This is a genomic window from Leptospira noguchii serovar Panama str. CZ214, assembly GCF_000306255.2.
GTDB lineage: Bacteria > Spirochaetota > Leptospiria > Leptospirales > Leptospiraceae > Leptospira > Leptospira noguchii.
In genome coordinates this window covers 16150-28567 of record NZ_AKWY02000018.1, presented here as the reverse complement: position 1 = coordinate 28567, position 12418 = coordinate 16150, and the positions used below count along the sequence as shown (strand labels likewise).

Here is a 12418-nt window from a genome sequence, read left to right as displayed (position 1 = left end):
CCATTTGATTAAGTTTGATCTTTGAGTTCGTTGGCCGTGTTGCCTAACTCTCGTTTTCGTTCCGCATCTCGTTTCCAGATTGCTCGGACTTCTTCGATGGAGATTCCAAATTCCATTTCTAAAATCTGAATATGAGCTTTTGTGTTTCGCTTGCCGGATATAACACGGGATAGGTCTCCCTGGTTTACGTTATATGCCATCGAGATTGCACGTAATGTATTCCTACCTTCTCTAATCTTACAGATTTTCAATAACTCTAATGGCAAATGTCTGCCTCTGGGAATACGTGCCATCATTAGGCTTTTTTTTAATGATGGCATATTTTCATTTTCCATAAATCCTCCTGAGGCTCCGTAGGTGGCTCGTAGCTTGTGCGAGTTTGATTTGAATTTTTGGAACAAGCTGCCAGCGAAAACTTTCTGAAAAAAACAAACCGTTCTCTTGGTCTGGCAAGATTAGATTTGTTTGCAGTAACTTGCGCTTTGCACGTTCGAGGGATTGTATCCCTGTCAGGAGTCTGAATTCTCCAGAAAAGAAGCTTTTGCCCGGAAGGAGGTGGATCAATATGTATACGGCTCCGGTTCCGTTAGCTTTTTTAATTTGGCTTTTACCCTCAATCGTATCGGGGTTGAGAATGTAGATCCCGTTACATTCCTCTATGAATTGCCAGGACATTAAAATTTGAATCGTTCGGTAGATTGTTTTTTCCGAACGCTTAAGGTTTCGTGCAACGTGTGTCGGACGAAATCCAACATTAGGATTTTCTAAAAAGAATTTTGCCACCGTCAGGAGAGTCATATTCTTACCGAATCGATTAAGGGTCTCAGTTTTACGAAAGACAAATTCAAACATGTCTTACAGAGTTTGAACTGGTAAACTGTTACTGAGGACTGTCCGCATCCGGAGCATCGTGGAATATTTGAAATAGCAATAGTATCCGAAAAAATGCCCTCGATGGAGTTACCTCCACCGAGGGAAGAGGAATTGCCTGGGTTGCAATCAGACAAGTCGGATGTTGGAAAGATTGGATTAACAAATTTCATGCGAATTTTTCTACCGTGTGGCTTTTTGGATTTTTCGTTTTATACCCTTCTTTGTTTTGAGGGGCTTGGGTGGAAAGTTCCGTAGGCAGAATGTGCAGACGAATGTATTGAGATAGCTCTTCTCCGTTGAGCTTTTTGATGAGGGCATCCGGGACCTTGCTCCAGCAACGATCAAAAACTGTGTAGACGTTTAGTCCGTGGCCTTTCAACAGTTTAACGTGGTCGCAAAGGAAACGGCTGCGGACGCGATCATATTTTCTAAGATTAGCCATTTTGATTATCCTGAATTTTTTTCTTTTCTACCCACTTGGTGAATTGTTTCTTTAGTCCGGCATCATCGATGAAATATTCATAGATTGCACAACGAGAGAGTAAGATTTCTATTGGACTTTTGTCTGATGTGTTCTCGATTTTGAGCACCGAGTCAGCTACTCGTTTGCGATGTATTTTGATTCCGAGCGTTGGATTCATGCCGCGCTTCCTGTATCTTTAGTGAGAACCAGTTGGATATTTTTGAATCCTTCTGTGTTGAGTGCGGCGATCACTCTGCGATTGTTGTTTCGTCCGGCAAAAAATTCATACGTTAATCGCTCATTTAGATTATTATGTTTTGCGAATTTACTTACGTATTTGTAACGATATACAATTTCGCGCTGAATCTCTTCCCGTTGTTGGATCGCGTTCATGCCTTAACTCCAAGGACATGAGCATCGGCTTGAATATAGAAGCCTTCACGCGAATAGATGTTTGTATAAAAATCAATGCTTATGATTGTGATGACTACGTGTAGGAATTGCCGTGACGAATCGTATTCACTTAAACCCTTACGCATTTTTAGATTTAAGATTCGCAATCCATTTGCCTGAATCTCTTCTATGTAATTCCAAGGAATGAAATACCCAACCGCGATCCAATGGAGCGAGATTTTAAAATACGAAGGCATCCAATTTGAGAACTTCAGAAATCGGTGCATCCAATTCAGTTCAATATTCCTTGCGCTCATTTGATTTGATTTCTCCTTGATTTTATGGCCTATTTTTCCGATGCTTTCTCTATGCACGGGGTAGCCTGTAGGTTAGCATAATACCGAATACGGTATTTGTCTATTAAAATTTTTACCGAAATCGGTATTTTTTTGAAAAAGCAAATTGAAAAATTACTACAAGTTCTAAATATGAATCAAAAGGAATTGGCCGACTCTTTGGAGTTATCGCCAGGGAGAATTAATGATTTAATTAATGAGAGGACTAAAGACCTTTCAGCCGAAGCAATTCGTAAGTTAAAAATTAAACATAATGTAAATCCGCTCTGGCTTTTGACTGAAGTTGGGAATATGTTTTCTGATCCCGAAGTTGAGAAAGGGCGCGATGATCAATTGAATGCTGAGTTTCAAATAATTCAGATCCTTAGGAAACGGCCTGTTGCCAAGAGTATCGTGGACAAAATTTTAGATCTAAACCGAGATTTAACAGAGAGTGAATCGAGTGTAATACGTGCAATACTGGATAGCTGGAAAAAGTGATCAACTATCACTTTTATTGATCCATGGTTTTAGAATAATGGAAGTCTCTACTGCTAAATAATGCGCTAAAACGTCGAACCTTAAGCCTGTATTTAAAAATTCGTGAATATGAGTCTTAAAAAAATCAGTAAGGATGGGGACAGACGGATGCTCGTCTTTATCGTCCAGTTTAAAATTACTATTTTGAATATCCATCTTCCAACCCCAGTTCCCGGAATTTTTGTTGTAGCGTTTTAGTATATTAACTGCTATAGACAAATCATGACGTCTCAGCAAAAATAATCCTTGATTGACACAAAAAAATACCGATAATAAAACACGATTCACATGCGCGAATGATTCTGTGTTATTTTTAAAAGTCAATGATAAATTCTCAACAAAAATATGCCAAAAATAATAATCCTTCCGATCGAATCAGGATTATTTTATCAGAGACAGGGTTTCGGCAAAACCAATTGGCTGAGGCGGGAAATGTCAAGCCTCCCACGTTAAATGGGTATTTATCAGGTGCGAGGCCCGTAGGCTTTGACTTTGCGTATGCGTTAATGAAATCACTCGGATATAACCCCTTTTGGATATTATTTGGGGATGGAGAGAAAAAGGTCCCAGCGGAAATATTCTCCGAACTGACTCCGGAAAATCATGATCGGTTTGAGGAAATTGAACGGGATAGAGTTTTTATCAGACAGATCGATGAATCGGGGATAAGAAAGGATATAGAAAGAATTTTGGAACTCAGTCGATCCGACTCAAAGCTGTTTAAGATTTTTTTCGACCGACTTTTTCCTGAAAAGCATGACTAATTTTTATGTGATATATCTCGATCAGCTCTTTGAGCGAGGCTGTTTCTTTTTTTAAATCTCTTGCAAAATTATAAAGAAGAGTTTTTAATTTGTCGTCTGTAGTTTTCATAATCGTCTCACATGAGATGAGACGATTCATTTTCCTTTTCTCTTCATTGCACTTTGTCAACGTATATAACAGGATAACGTTTTTCTGCATGAGCTACGGCGATCGCTCTTCCATGAATTTGAATATCTCTCGTCCGCGCGACAAGTTTATCAAAATCTTTGCTCATCCCTGATGGAATAAAAAGCAGAAATGTGGCAATCACGTTTTTGTCAAAGTATTCGGCTTCGGCAATTGTGTAACCGTTCCAATCGTCGCCGACCTGGATTCCCTCCCAGTTTTTTAAGTTGGTTTGTAAATCATTTGCGTTCCGCATGATTCGGAACTTCAGTTTTCCGTTTACGGTTCCGCCTTCCCACTTGTCTACTCGTTGGAGCGAGCGACATACAAAGTCGAGTTCAACTATAAAATATTTTCTGTCGTTCTTCCATTCTCCGGATTCGGTGGTTCCGTCTTCGCATTTGATTTTTCCCTGGCCGTGTTTCTTGCCATTTACAAAAGAGCCTTCGTAAACACACTGAACACTTCCATCCAGATACGTTAGCTTCCCTTTTCCGTGAGGATCCATTTTAGAATCAAAGAATCCTTCGTAATGATCTCCGTTATCAAACCAACTATAAACCAGTTTAGATGTATCGATCTTTCCATTGATAAAATACATCGTTGAAATTCTTTCGAGGTTATTTGCTTCATACACTTTTATTAAACCATGAAATTTTCCGTTCTTAAAATTACCTTCTCCGATTACACCTTCTTCATTTTGTAATTTCCCTTTTCCGTTTTGACAATCTCCTTCTATACACATACGGGTTTTCTCTTCCGCAAAAATCGGATTTAAGAAAAAGATAAATAAGATAATTGTGATACTGATTGATTTCATTTTTTACTCCAGATGAAAACAATCAATATCCAACCGGACTTGACAATTCGAAAACTTAGTTTTGGTCTGCCGTATGGCCAAAAAAAGTAAGACCTCTCAGAAATCTAATAAACAAAATATTAAACAAACTGTAACAGGATATACGACCGAAGGTTCTTTGTTTAAAAACATACCGATCCAAGAGTTAAAGCAAAAACGTTCTGCTACTTTACAAACGAATCCAGCAATACCCAAAGATCCGGAAGATACCATGACGCCGCAACAAGTTGCAGCTCTACTCAAGCGAAGCGTGCGAAGAATTAGCTATTATCGCCGCGAAGGACTCTTAGGAAAATTTTGGAAGTTTTACGATGGAACGGTTCTCTATTCTCGCATTGGAGTGGATGAATTTTTTCAAAGTCGTTTTTGCGATCGAGAAGAATCATAAACGAGCGGAAATCGCGGCACTTAGGGGGCAATGCCGACGTTGTGCATTCGATATTTCCCATGTTAGCATTGGTGACATGGATGAATTAAAAGCACTTCTACAAATCGATCATATCTCTCTATTTCTTGTTTCCATAATATTATTTTTTATGGTCCTTCTGGTTTATCGAAAGCCGCTTGGATCCATTTTCGGACTTCTTTCCAAACTCATCACAAAACGACTGGATTCAAAAGATACAATCTCTGTCGTTCAAATTCAGACGAACTCTCTTCCGGGTGCGCGGTTCATTCAGGAACACGTAACGTCTATACAATTCATAAACTCACTTCGAGTCCGCGACACAGAAATGTTTTATGACTTTCTTTTTAATCTTGTCAGCGAAGTCCGGGCAAAACTCGGTAACCCGTATCCGAATGTAAAGTTGACGTTCTCTCTTTTGAATGTTGATTACATATCCTCTGCGGCAGTTAGCGCACTCTCAAAAATCTTAATCGATGTAGTTCAGAAAAACGGAATTTTCTTGAACATAAACTTTCCGAAGGATCGATTCAAAAATCACGCCACCAATTTCCGAATACTCGCTGGGGATGCTGAGCACATTTCAATTTCGACCAAAGATCACGGAGGAGCAGGATGAAAAAGATTTCAGTTATAATTTTGCTTTTAGGTGCGTGCGCGGTTTTTCAAAAACTTCCGCCAACCGTAAGAGAAGACAGTAAACAAATTAAAGAAACGAAAACGGCTTTGATCGAGGATCGTCCAGGTGCAACGGAACGAGCAATGTCAGAACTGGATCGATGCGATGCGCGTAACATCGAAAACGCGAAAGAGATACGACGACTAAACGAAGCGTTGAATCGTTGTAACGTATCGAACGAGAAGAAGGACGTGCAATTAACTAAGGTATCTAAAGAAGCCGGAAAGGGTGAAGGAATTCGTTGGACTTACTACGCAATCCTTGGGTTTGGAATCTTTCTGTTGCTCGTTCTTGTTTTGGTTGTAGCGGCAATTCTGGCCTTGAGGCGCAACGGGCTTCCAGTTGTTAGTAGCCTTTTGGGAGGAAGAATCGTATGAATCCAATATTAGATTTTTTGAAATCCGCTTCATTTAAAATACAAAAACATTTTCTTGATTTCGACGCGATCCAGAAAACACAACACTACTGGAACGATTCGACTCTATCGAAAGCAAAAACGAATCGGATCGGTTCGGAAGCAAGTCTTCCAACATTTCCTCCAGTTTTCGGTCCGGTCTTTGTATGCCCAGTCGATGAACCACACATAACGTCTCCGTTTGGTTGGAGAATTCTGAGTATAAACGGAAAACCTTCGAGACAGTTCCATTTGGGGATCGATTTAGGAGGCGAAAGGAAAATCAAAATTCCTGAAGACTGTATTATTAAAACAGTTCTCAAGAAAGACGAAAAGTATCCGGTTCGATTTCGTTATGATTACGAATCCGGAACCTGGATGGATTTGATTTCTAAAAATAAGATTCCTAAAGGTAGAGCTTGGACTCCATACATAATCGCTGTTGGAATCCATACCAGAAATCAATACAAATTCAAACATGTCGATTCCATCGTTTCCGAGGGACAAAACGTAAAGGCCGGAATGATCATCGGAAGATCTGGAAATCTCGGTTATTCCATGGGACCACATTTACATTTTGAAGTTTGGCCTTGGAATAAAAAGGAACAGTCCTGGCCCAAACCGATGGACCCGGCGAAGTTTTTAAAATCCAAAAATCTAATATAAGGAGAGTATAATTATGGAAATTTTAACTCAGGCTATCATTGGATTATTCATTCCGCTCTACGTGGCTCTCGTATTGTTTTTGAGCCAGTGGGCGTTTCGTTTTTTCAACTCCGAATTTGTCCGCCGTGATAAAGCTCGGTTTGTTCTGATTCTTGCAACTGTGATAGCGCTCGTGTTCGAACTTGTAAGATTTGCATCTGGGGATTCCATTCCCGAACTCGGATACTATGCAGTGATTCTGCTTCTTAACTTTTGTTTCACGACAACGTTTTACGAAATTCTGATGAAGCGAGTATTCGCGGCAATCAATTACGCTCACGACACTCCGGTTGCATCGGAAGAACAACCAGATTAATCGTAAGAAAATAGAAATGAGCACAGAACCAGCTATAAGAGAACGCGCTTTTTTCCTCTATGCTATTTCCGGCTCTGGGTCTTCTAAAAATAGCGTAGCGAAACAAATCCGTTCTGAATATGGAACGAAGACTACCGCAAAAACTATCGATGAATGGTCGAAGGAAAAAGACAGGGATGGTTTAACATGGGATGATAAACGGAACCGTCTCGTCGCGAGGGCAGAAAAACAAGTAGAGGCCATCGTTGAAAATCGAATGGTAGAAATTCAAAAAAGAACTAAGACGATTGCAGACTTGTTGTATAAGAAAATTACGGAAGAGACTCCGAAACTTACGAGTCTTGATAACGCTATCTATGCTTATAAAGCAATCTCAGAACTTGAATTGACGTTGCCGCAAAAATATGGAGCACAACTGAATCCAAGTGAGATAATTGGAATCGTTTTAAAAATCTTTAAACGATGTGAACCAGTTGGAAGAGCAATCAGCGACCACTGGGAAAAGAATTTGGCTCTCGAAATTCATCAAGAAATCGAAGCATTTAAACTTTCTAAAGTAAATCAGGTTCCATGATGTCTTCGGGTTTAGAAATATTAGAGTCGATTCATGAACTTGGAACAAAAGAGTTTTCCAAAGTTAAGAAGAAAGATCGCAATTTATACGGAAAAAAGTATGGCAAAGAATCCTTAGCAGCTTTCGCACGCTTTATTGATCCAAAATTCGAAGACCCTCTCCACATAAAATCGATCATTCACCTTCTCGAAAAAATGGAGAAAGGGGAAGTCACGAGAAGCATTATTAACATGCCACCACGAAGGGGCAAAAGTCAGATTTGCACTCGAATCTTCCCTGCTTGGTTTATCGGTAGGCATCCAGATAAAAACGTAATATTACTTTCCTATTCAGATGAGAAAGCCGCGCGTTTTGGTCGTTGGGTTCGAGACTGTGTAGAATCAGAACAATTTTCTCAAATATTTCCAAAAGTAAAAGTTCGTCCTGACATGAGAGCGGCTGCTGAATGGGAAACGACATCTGGCGGACTCGTCTTGAGTGCAGGACTCAAGGGAGGATTCAACGGAGACGGCGCAGATTTGTTAGTTGTCGATGATCCGTATAAGAATCGAGAGGAAGCGACATCGGAGGTAATCTCTGAAAAAATCATCGAGAATTTTATGTCTGTTGGAGAAACGCGTCTTTCTCCTAACGGGATTATCTTGATTCCTCATACTCGTTGGTTGCGCAATGACCTTACCGGAAGATTAACCGGAGAAGATAAGGAGTCCGAAATTGAAGCTGTTTGAGCCTGAGATAAAAGGTGAATGGCATGTTCTCCGTCTTCCTGCAATTTTAGAAGACGGGACTTCTCTTTGGCCTGAAAGATTTAAAATTGAGAATGTTTTGAAACTGAGGTCTCGGATTGGAGAAACCCGATTCAGTGCTCTTTATCAACAAATTCCAATGGATGTTGCCGAAAGAATTTTCAGTGACCCGAAATATGAAGAAACTCCAAATGATGTAAAGATATTTGCGTTTTGGGACCCGGCGTTTCGTGAAGCGAATAGGAAAAAAGACTTCAATGCATTTTCTGCGGGTGGACCGAACGGAGAGAAGTTCTATGTTTGCGCTGGTGAAATATGGCGTGCAGGACTTTTAGAATCTTACGATCGAGTTGAGAAGCTTTGTAAACAACATAACGTAACTCGCCTTTTCATAGAAAACAACAAAGGGGAAACAGCATTAGAAATAGAAATGAATAGGCGAAACATTTCCAGTAAGGGAATTATGAGTTCCGGTTCGAAAGAGTTTAGAATTCAACAATACGTCCGAATGAACTGGGATAAAATTCGATTTTCTCGTTTTGTCTCTACGAAGTATATCAAGCAGATTTTAGAATATTCGGAAATCATAGAACGCCACGACGACGCCCCGGATTCGTTGGCTGGTCTCATCAAAGAAACAAAATTCGGCCCCCAGGCGGAAGGAATGAAAAATCGGATCGGATTTTTTGAAATGCTCCTAAACGAAGGAAGGTGGTAATGGCTCGTAAGCGTCGCAATTATTATAAGAACTTAGGAATCGATACATCCGTCCGCGTTGCAAAATTGGACGCATCTGAATCCGTTGCCCGACTCGATACCCTGATGCACATGGCATCCGGTAAAGGCATTACAGGAAGAGATAAACTACGAGGTGTTGCACCAAATCCCGAACGGATTTTTCCAGTGACTGCACGCGCGCTTTACGAATCAAACGGTTTCCTCGCCAACATAGTTGATTCCGTCTCGGAAGATGCAACCCGCGCATGGATCGAAATCGAAACAAATCGAGATAAGGATGATCCGGACTCAGGTATCAAAGGCCTAAACATATCCAGAATTTTGATGAATGAAATGGAGGAGTTCAAGCTTCAGGAAAAAATTACAGAACATATTCAAGGCTCTCGGATGAATCACGGTGGCTCTCTGCTTTTTTGGGGAATTAAATCGGATATTCCACAGACCGATTTCATGCTTCGTCAACCAATGCCCGAAACGATTCGGAATCTCGAATTCATAAACATAATCGATGCGAGTCGCTTTTCCGTCAGGAGAAAAACGAGCGATCCGCTTTCTAAGTTCTATAACGAGCCGATTTGTTCTGTATCTGGCGTAGAGTTAGATTCTTCCCGGTCACACTGGTTGGTCAATAGCTGGAACTGGGATTCTCAGAGGGGCATTTCCTTAGTAGAAAAAGTCTACGATGGGATTGTTGCAATCGATACGGCCCTTTGGTCGACGACTTCCATGATTTTTGAGATGGCCGTAAAGGTTCTTACAACGGACAAATTGGACTCTGCTTCTCCCGAAAAAACGATGGAGTTTCTTCGGCTGTTACGACATACGCTTTCCACTCAGTCCACTGCAATGCTCGGAAAAGACGAGACTCTTACTCGTCTTGGAAACTCGGGGATTTCTGATTCACAACTCGAAACTCTGTTTTCATTCATTTTTAAAGTCTTGTCAGGTCTCTCAAAAATACCTATTTCGAAAATTTTAGGGCGAACACAATCCGTAATCAATATTGGGAATAGTGATCCATCGGACGACGTAAGTTATTTCGAGGATGTTTCTCGCTTTCAGGAACTCAAAGTCCGTCCCATCATAGACCAATTTATCAAATTACGAATCCGATCGACTGAGGGACAGATTTACAGACTTCTAAATGGCGATTTCGCATCTCTCGACTGGAAGTTTAAATTTAAAACGTTGTGTAAATCTTCCCCTGCATCCGAAGCCGATACAAACCTCAAGAACGCTCAAGCGGATCAAATCTATGTAACAATCGGTTCCCTTTCACCTGGGGAGGTTAAGCAAAAGAGATTTCCTGAAATGGAAAATTTCGATTACTCTCGAGATGATAGCGGCCACTTAGATTTTAGCGAACCGGGTCTTTCAAACCCTGAAGAATTTAATCGTCCTGTTTAACAGTAATTTTGAATGTTCCAAGAATCGAATATAAGGCCATTTTCCGGGGTTTTTGGACTTTGGGGGTATCTTTGGCCAACTTGCGGTTTGCTGAACAATGCTGAACAAGTCCTATTTAAAAATAACAACCTGCCTTTTGCCGTCGTAAACCCATTTTTCCATCCTGCACTGAAAAAGGGGAAAAAACCGTGTATCCGCTAAGTTTAGAACTACAATATTCCAAACTTTGGAGAGATGAGGTTTCCCGTTTTGCCAAACAGGTAAACTCTGTAATCCTCAACGGTGTTCAAACCTATTCTAAAGAGGCACGTGCGGATGGCTATTTCTTTGAGCCTGTTGTTCGGTTGGATGTTTCCGATCTCCGAGTCTTGCTCAACCAACTCAAAAATCAATATGGGGATTTCGCTCCTCGAAAAGAATTCGAATCCCAGATCAAACAAAACGTTCAAATGATCGATGCGTGGTCTCGGGACAAAACGAATTCGTTCATTAACAAACAATATGAAAGTATGAACTTCCCGCCTCGCGCTGGGGTTGTAGGAGGTGATCGATCGTTGTTTCGCGTTCCTGGAATTCCAGTCTCTCAAAAAGAGTCCGGCGAAATTTGGGACCGAGTTAACAAGATGATAAAGGAACAATCGAGTCTTGCGTCCAACGCTTTCCGAGACCACTTCGAAGCTGTTCAGAAAATCGTAACCGATGGACTTACCAAAAGATTGAAGTATCAGGACATTGCTACCCAAATCCAAAACGCAACTGGAGTTTCCGAACGTCGTGCGGAGTTTTGGGCGAAAGACCAAACCGGAAAATTTTTCAGCCAACAAAACAAACTCAGGCAAACAAATGCCGGATTTCCCGGCTTCGTTTGGAGAACTCAAAAAGACTCTAAGGTTCGAGATTCTCATTCACATGTCGCAGATAAATTTTACAAGTGGGGAGAACTTCCCTTTGTTAATCGCAAAGGTGGGCTGCCTGCTCGACTGGCTCCCGGTGACGATTATCGTTGTCGGTGCTGGGCAGAACCTTCATGGGGACCACAGGGATCTAAAAAGAATAATCCGAAGCCTTCTGGTTCTTCCCCCAAAATTATACTTCCCCCACGTCCTCAAACTCAATCAATCGTTCCGATTTTACATTCAGTAAATCTGAATCTTCCCGATCCGACAGTTCACGCCAACATTCAAAAAACGATTTCCGATCTGGATTCCATTTTGAAATTTCCAAAGGATCGAACCAACATCGGAGTCCATTATCTCGCCGGATCTAATTTAAAGAAAAACATCGCGGGCCTTTTTAATCCGAATACGAATCGAATTGAAATCAACAGCGGATTGAAATTTAAAGACACATACCAATCGACTTTTGTTCACGAGTTCGCGCATGCAATGGACTATCGTTGGTTGGGTAAGGATGGACGATATGAAAGTCATTCCGGGCCTGATTTCGCGGAGTTTAAAAACGTAGTTCAAAAAACGGAGTTGTATAAGCGACTACAACAAATCGGTAGAGAGGGGCGAACAAAAGTTCCCGGCCTCGATGTTCCTGTTGCATTGAGCAGAACTCAAAAAAGCTTGATTCCTTATTTTCTTACGACGGAGGAGCTCTTTGCGAGAGCGACGGAGATTTGGACAGCAGAAAGAACCGGTTCTAAAAATCTCCTTGCTCAAATTCAAAAAAAGAATAGTATGAATTTCGTAAATCATTACTGGGATGAAGACGACTTCAAACCTGTCTTATCGGTTCTTGATAAGATATTTAAAACGATGGGTTACTTGAAATGAAACGAGTTTCAGATATACTTCCAACTTTAACACCGGATAAGGTCGCTGAACTTTATGGAAAACTGGGCGACCCCAGTGCACAAAGAAACGAAGTGGTCGCAGCAATTATGAAAGTTAAAAACGTTTCCGAAGACGAAGCCCAAAACATTTTTGATTTCAATCTCTCAATGGTATCTCAGATGGAATCGGATCTCGATTCTCGTAAGTAGTTTCCATCTCTAAAAAATCTTCCTCACCTCCACTAAAAACGTCGGAAATTGCGGTCTCTTGTGTGACCTT

The 12418-nt window shown here is 40.9% G+C and carries 20 protein-coding genes; 13 read left to right on the top strand and 7 right to left on the bottom strand.

Annotated features, from left to right (window positions below):
* Positions 1–8: 8 nt before the first annotated feature.
* The 6 genes from LEP1GSC059_RS07205 to LEP1GSC059_RS22890 all read right to left on the bottom strand — a co-directional run bounded on the left by LEP1GSC059_RS07205 (position 9) and on the right by LEP1GSC059_RS22890 (position 2046).
* Complete coding sequence (locus tag LEP1GSC059_RS07205) at positions 9–320, bottom strand: hypothetical protein (protein WP_235592132.1); 312 nt, start codon at positions 318–320, stop codon at positions 9–11.
* Between the two features lie 4 nt (positions 321–324).
* Entirely contained in the window at positions 325–798 is a 474-nt protein-coding gene (locus LEP1GSC059_RS07200; RefSeq protein WP_017213667.1) for a hypothetical protein, read from the bottom strand.
* 241 nt (positions 799–1039) lie between these two features.
* Complete coding sequence (locus LEP1GSC059_RS07195; RefSeq protein ID WP_017213668.1) at positions 1040–1315, bottom strand: hypothetical protein; 276 nt, start codon at positions 1313–1315, stop codon at positions 1040–1042.
* Positions 1308–1514: a hypothetical protein gene (locus LEP1GSC059_RS07190; RefSeq protein ID WP_017213669.1), complete on the bottom strand. Its 207-nt coding sequence runs from the start codon at positions 1512–1514 to the stop codon at positions 1308–1310. Before LEP1GSC059_RS07190 ends, LEP1GSC059_RS07195 begins: the two co-directional genes overlap by 8 nt.
* Positions 1511–1729: a hypothetical protein gene (locus tag LEP1GSC059_RS07185; RefSeq protein WP_017213670.1), complete on the bottom strand. Its 219-nt coding sequence runs from the start codon at positions 1727–1729 to the stop codon at positions 1511–1513. Before LEP1GSC059_RS07185 ends, LEP1GSC059_RS07190 begins: the two co-directional genes overlap by 4 nt.
* Positions 1726–2046 carry a hypothetical protein gene (locus LEP1GSC059_RS22890; RefSeq protein WP_017213671.1) on the bottom strand — a complete coding sequence of 107 codons (321 nt, stop codon included), beginning with the start codon at positions 2044–2046 and terminating at the stop codon, positions 1726–1728. The genes LEP1GSC059_RS07185 and LEP1GSC059_RS22890 overlap by 4 nt, the downstream gene beginning before the upstream one ends.
* A 96-nt stretch (positions 2047–2142) precedes the next feature.
* On the opposite strand from LEP1GSC059_RS22890, the gene LEP1GSC059_RS07175 reads away from it, so the two are divergent.
* Positions 2143–2565 carry a transcriptional regulator gene (locus LEP1GSC059_RS07175; protein WP_017213672.1) on the top strand — a complete coding sequence of 141 codons (423 nt, stop codon included), beginning with the start codon at positions 2143–2145 and terminating at the stop codon, positions 2563–2565.
* Between the two features lie 362 nt (positions 2566–2927).
* Entirely contained in the window at positions 2928–3368 is a 441-nt protein-coding gene (locus tag LEP1GSC059_RS07165; protein ID WP_017213674.1) for a helix-turn-helix domain-containing protein, read from the top strand.
* 152 nt (positions 3369–3520) lie between these two features.
* Here LEP1GSC059_RS07165 and LEP1GSC059_RS07160 read toward each other — a convergent pair whose 3' ends face one another.
* Positions 3521–4354, bottom strand: coding sequence for an MORN repeat-containing protein (locus LEP1GSC059_RS07160; RefSeq protein WP_017213675.1), 834 nt, complete (start codon positions 4352–4354; stop codon positions 3521–3523).
* Between the two features lie 73 nt (positions 4355–4427).
* Here LEP1GSC059_RS07160 and LEP1GSC059_RS07155 point away from each other — a divergent pair, with 73 nt between their 5' ends.
* The 11 genes from LEP1GSC059_RS07155 to LEP1GSC059_RS07100 all read left to right on the top strand — a co-directional run bounded on the left by LEP1GSC059_RS07155 (position 4428) and on the right by LEP1GSC059_RS07100 (position 12348).
* A complete protein-coding gene (locus LEP1GSC059_RS07155; protein WP_017213676.1) occupies positions 4428–4781 on the top strand; it encodes a MerR family transcriptional regulator in 354 nt (117 codons plus the stop codon).
* Positions 4782–4857: 76 nt separating this feature from the next.
* The gene (locus LEP1GSC059_RS07150) at positions 4858–5418 is read left to right on the top strand and encodes a hypothetical protein (protein WP_036057227.1); all 561 of its coding nucleotides are present in this window, start codon (positions 4858–4860) and stop codon (positions 5416–5418) included.
* Entirely contained in the window at positions 5415–5855 is a 441-nt protein-coding gene (locus tag LEP1GSC059_RS07145) for a hypothetical protein (RefSeq protein WP_017213678.1), read from the top strand. The genes LEP1GSC059_RS07150 and LEP1GSC059_RS07145 overlap by 4 nt, the downstream gene beginning before the upstream one ends.
* Positions 5852–6538 (top strand): M23 family metallopeptidase, encoded by a 687-nt coding sequence (locus tag LEP1GSC059_RS07140; RefSeq protein ID WP_017213679.1) that lies wholly within the window; start codon positions 5852–5854, stop codon positions 6536–6538. Before LEP1GSC059_RS07145 ends, LEP1GSC059_RS07140 begins: the two co-directional genes overlap by 4 nt.
* 13 nt (positions 6539–6551) lie before the next feature.
* Positions 6552–6893 carry a hypothetical protein gene (locus tag LEP1GSC059_RS07135; RefSeq protein ID WP_017213680.1) on the top strand — a complete coding sequence of 114 codons (342 nt, stop codon included), beginning with the start codon at positions 6552–6554 and terminating at the stop codon, positions 6891–6893.
* Between the two features lie 16 nt (positions 6894–6909).
* Positions 6910–7467, top strand: coding sequence for a hypothetical protein (locus LEP1GSC059_RS07130; RefSeq protein WP_017213681.1), 558 nt, complete (start codon positions 6910–6912; stop codon positions 7465–7467).
* Positions 7467–8195, top strand: a complete 729-nt coding sequence (locus LEP1GSC059_RS07125; RefSeq protein WP_017213682.1) for a terminase large subunit domain-containing protein — start codon at positions 7467–7469, stop codon at positions 8193–8195. The genes LEP1GSC059_RS07130 and LEP1GSC059_RS07125 overlap by 1 nt, the downstream gene beginning before the upstream one ends.
* On the top strand, positions 8182–8931 hold the full coding sequence (locus LEP1GSC059_RS07120; RefSeq protein ID WP_017213683.1) for a hypothetical protein: 750 nt from the start codon (positions 8182–8184) through the stop codon (positions 8929–8931). Before LEP1GSC059_RS07125 ends, LEP1GSC059_RS07120 begins: the two co-directional genes overlap by 14 nt.
* Positions 8931–10358 (top strand): anti-CBASS protein Acb1 family protein, encoded by a 1428-nt coding sequence (locus LEP1GSC059_RS07115; RefSeq protein ID WP_017213684.1) that lies wholly within the window; start codon positions 8931–8933, stop codon positions 10356–10358. The genes LEP1GSC059_RS07120 and LEP1GSC059_RS07115 overlap by 1 nt, the downstream gene beginning before the upstream one ends.
* 188 nt (positions 10359–10546) lie before the next feature.
* Complete coding sequence (locus LEP1GSC059_RS07105) at positions 10547–12139, top strand: minor capsid protein (RefSeq protein ID WP_017213685.1); 1593 nt, start codon at positions 10547–10549, stop codon at positions 12137–12139.
* Positions 12136–12348 carry a hypothetical protein gene (locus LEP1GSC059_RS07100; protein ID WP_017213686.1) on the top strand — a complete coding sequence of 71 codons (213 nt, stop codon included), beginning with the start codon at positions 12136–12138 and terminating at the stop codon, positions 12346–12348. The genes LEP1GSC059_RS07105 and LEP1GSC059_RS07100 overlap by 4 nt, the downstream gene beginning before the upstream one ends.
* The last annotated feature ends 70 nt before the right edge of the window (positions 12349–12418 follow it).

Excerpts from the sequence above, each read along its gene's own strand:
- LEP1GSC059_RS07205 (WP_235592132.1), bottom strand. The coding sequence starts at position 320 with ATGCCATCATTAAAAAAAAGCCTAATGATGGCACGTATTCCCAGAGGC.
- LEP1GSC059_RS07200 (WP_017213667.1), bottom strand. The coding sequence starts at position 798 with ATGACTCTCCTGACGGTGGCAAAATTCTTTTTAGAAAATCCTAATGTT.
- LEP1GSC059_RS07195 (WP_017213668.1), bottom strand. The coding sequence starts at position 1,315 with ATGGCTAATCTTAGAAAATATGATCGCGTCCGCAGCCGTTTCCTTTGC.
- LEP1GSC059_RS07190 (WP_017213669.1), bottom strand. The coding sequence starts at position 1,514 with ATGAATCCAACGCTCGGAATCAAAATACATCGCAAACGAGTAGCTGAC.
- LEP1GSC059_RS07185 (WP_017213670.1), bottom strand. The coding sequence starts at position 1,729 with ATGAACGCGATCCAACAACGGGAAGAGATTCAGCGCGAAATTGTATAT.
- LEP1GSC059_RS22890 (WP_017213671.1), bottom strand. The coding sequence starts at position 2,046 with ATGAGCGCAAGGAATATTGAACTGAATTGGATGCACCGATTTCTGAAG.
- LEP1GSC059_RS07165 (WP_017213674.1), top strand. The coding sequence starts at position 2,928 with ATGATAAATTCTCAACAAAAATATGCCAAAAATAATAATCCTTCCGAT.
- LEP1GSC059_RS07160 (WP_017213675.1), bottom strand. The coding sequence starts at position 4,354 with ATGAAATCAATCAGTATCACAATTATCTTATTTATCTTTTTCTTAAAT.
- LEP1GSC059_RS07155 (WP_017213676.1), top strand. The coding sequence starts at position 4,428 with ATGGCCAAAAAAAGTAAGACCTCTCAGAAATCTAATAAACAAAATATT.
- LEP1GSC059_RS07150 (WP_036057227.1), top strand. The coding sequence starts at position 4,858 with ATGGATGAATTAAAAGCACTTCTACAAATCGATCATATCTCTCTATTT.
- LEP1GSC059_RS07145 (WP_017213678.1), top strand. The coding sequence starts at position 5,415 with ATGAAAAAGATTTCAGTTATAATTTTGCTTTTAGGTGCGTGCGCGGTT.
- LEP1GSC059_RS07140 (WP_017213679.1), top strand. The coding sequence starts at position 5,852 with ATGAATCCAATATTAGATTTTTTGAAATCCGCTTCATTTAAAATACAA.
- LEP1GSC059_RS07135 (WP_017213680.1), top strand. The coding sequence starts at position 6,552 with ATGGAAATTTTAACTCAGGCTATCATTGGATTATTCATTCCGCTCTAC.
- LEP1GSC059_RS07130 (WP_017213681.1), top strand. The coding sequence starts at position 6,910 with ATGAGCACAGAACCAGCTATAAGAGAACGCGCTTTTTTCCTCTATGCT.
- LEP1GSC059_RS07125 (WP_017213682.1), top strand. The coding sequence starts at position 7,467 with ATGTCTTCGGGTTTAGAAATATTAGAGTCGATTCATGAACTTGGAACA.
- LEP1GSC059_RS07115 (WP_017213684.1), top strand. The coding sequence starts at position 8,931 with ATGGCTCGTAAGCGTCGCAATTATTATAAGAACTTAGGAATCGATACA.
- LEP1GSC059_RS07100 (WP_017213686.1), top strand. The coding sequence starts at position 12,136 with ATGAAACGAGTTTCAGATATACTTCCAACTTTAACACCGGATAAGGTC.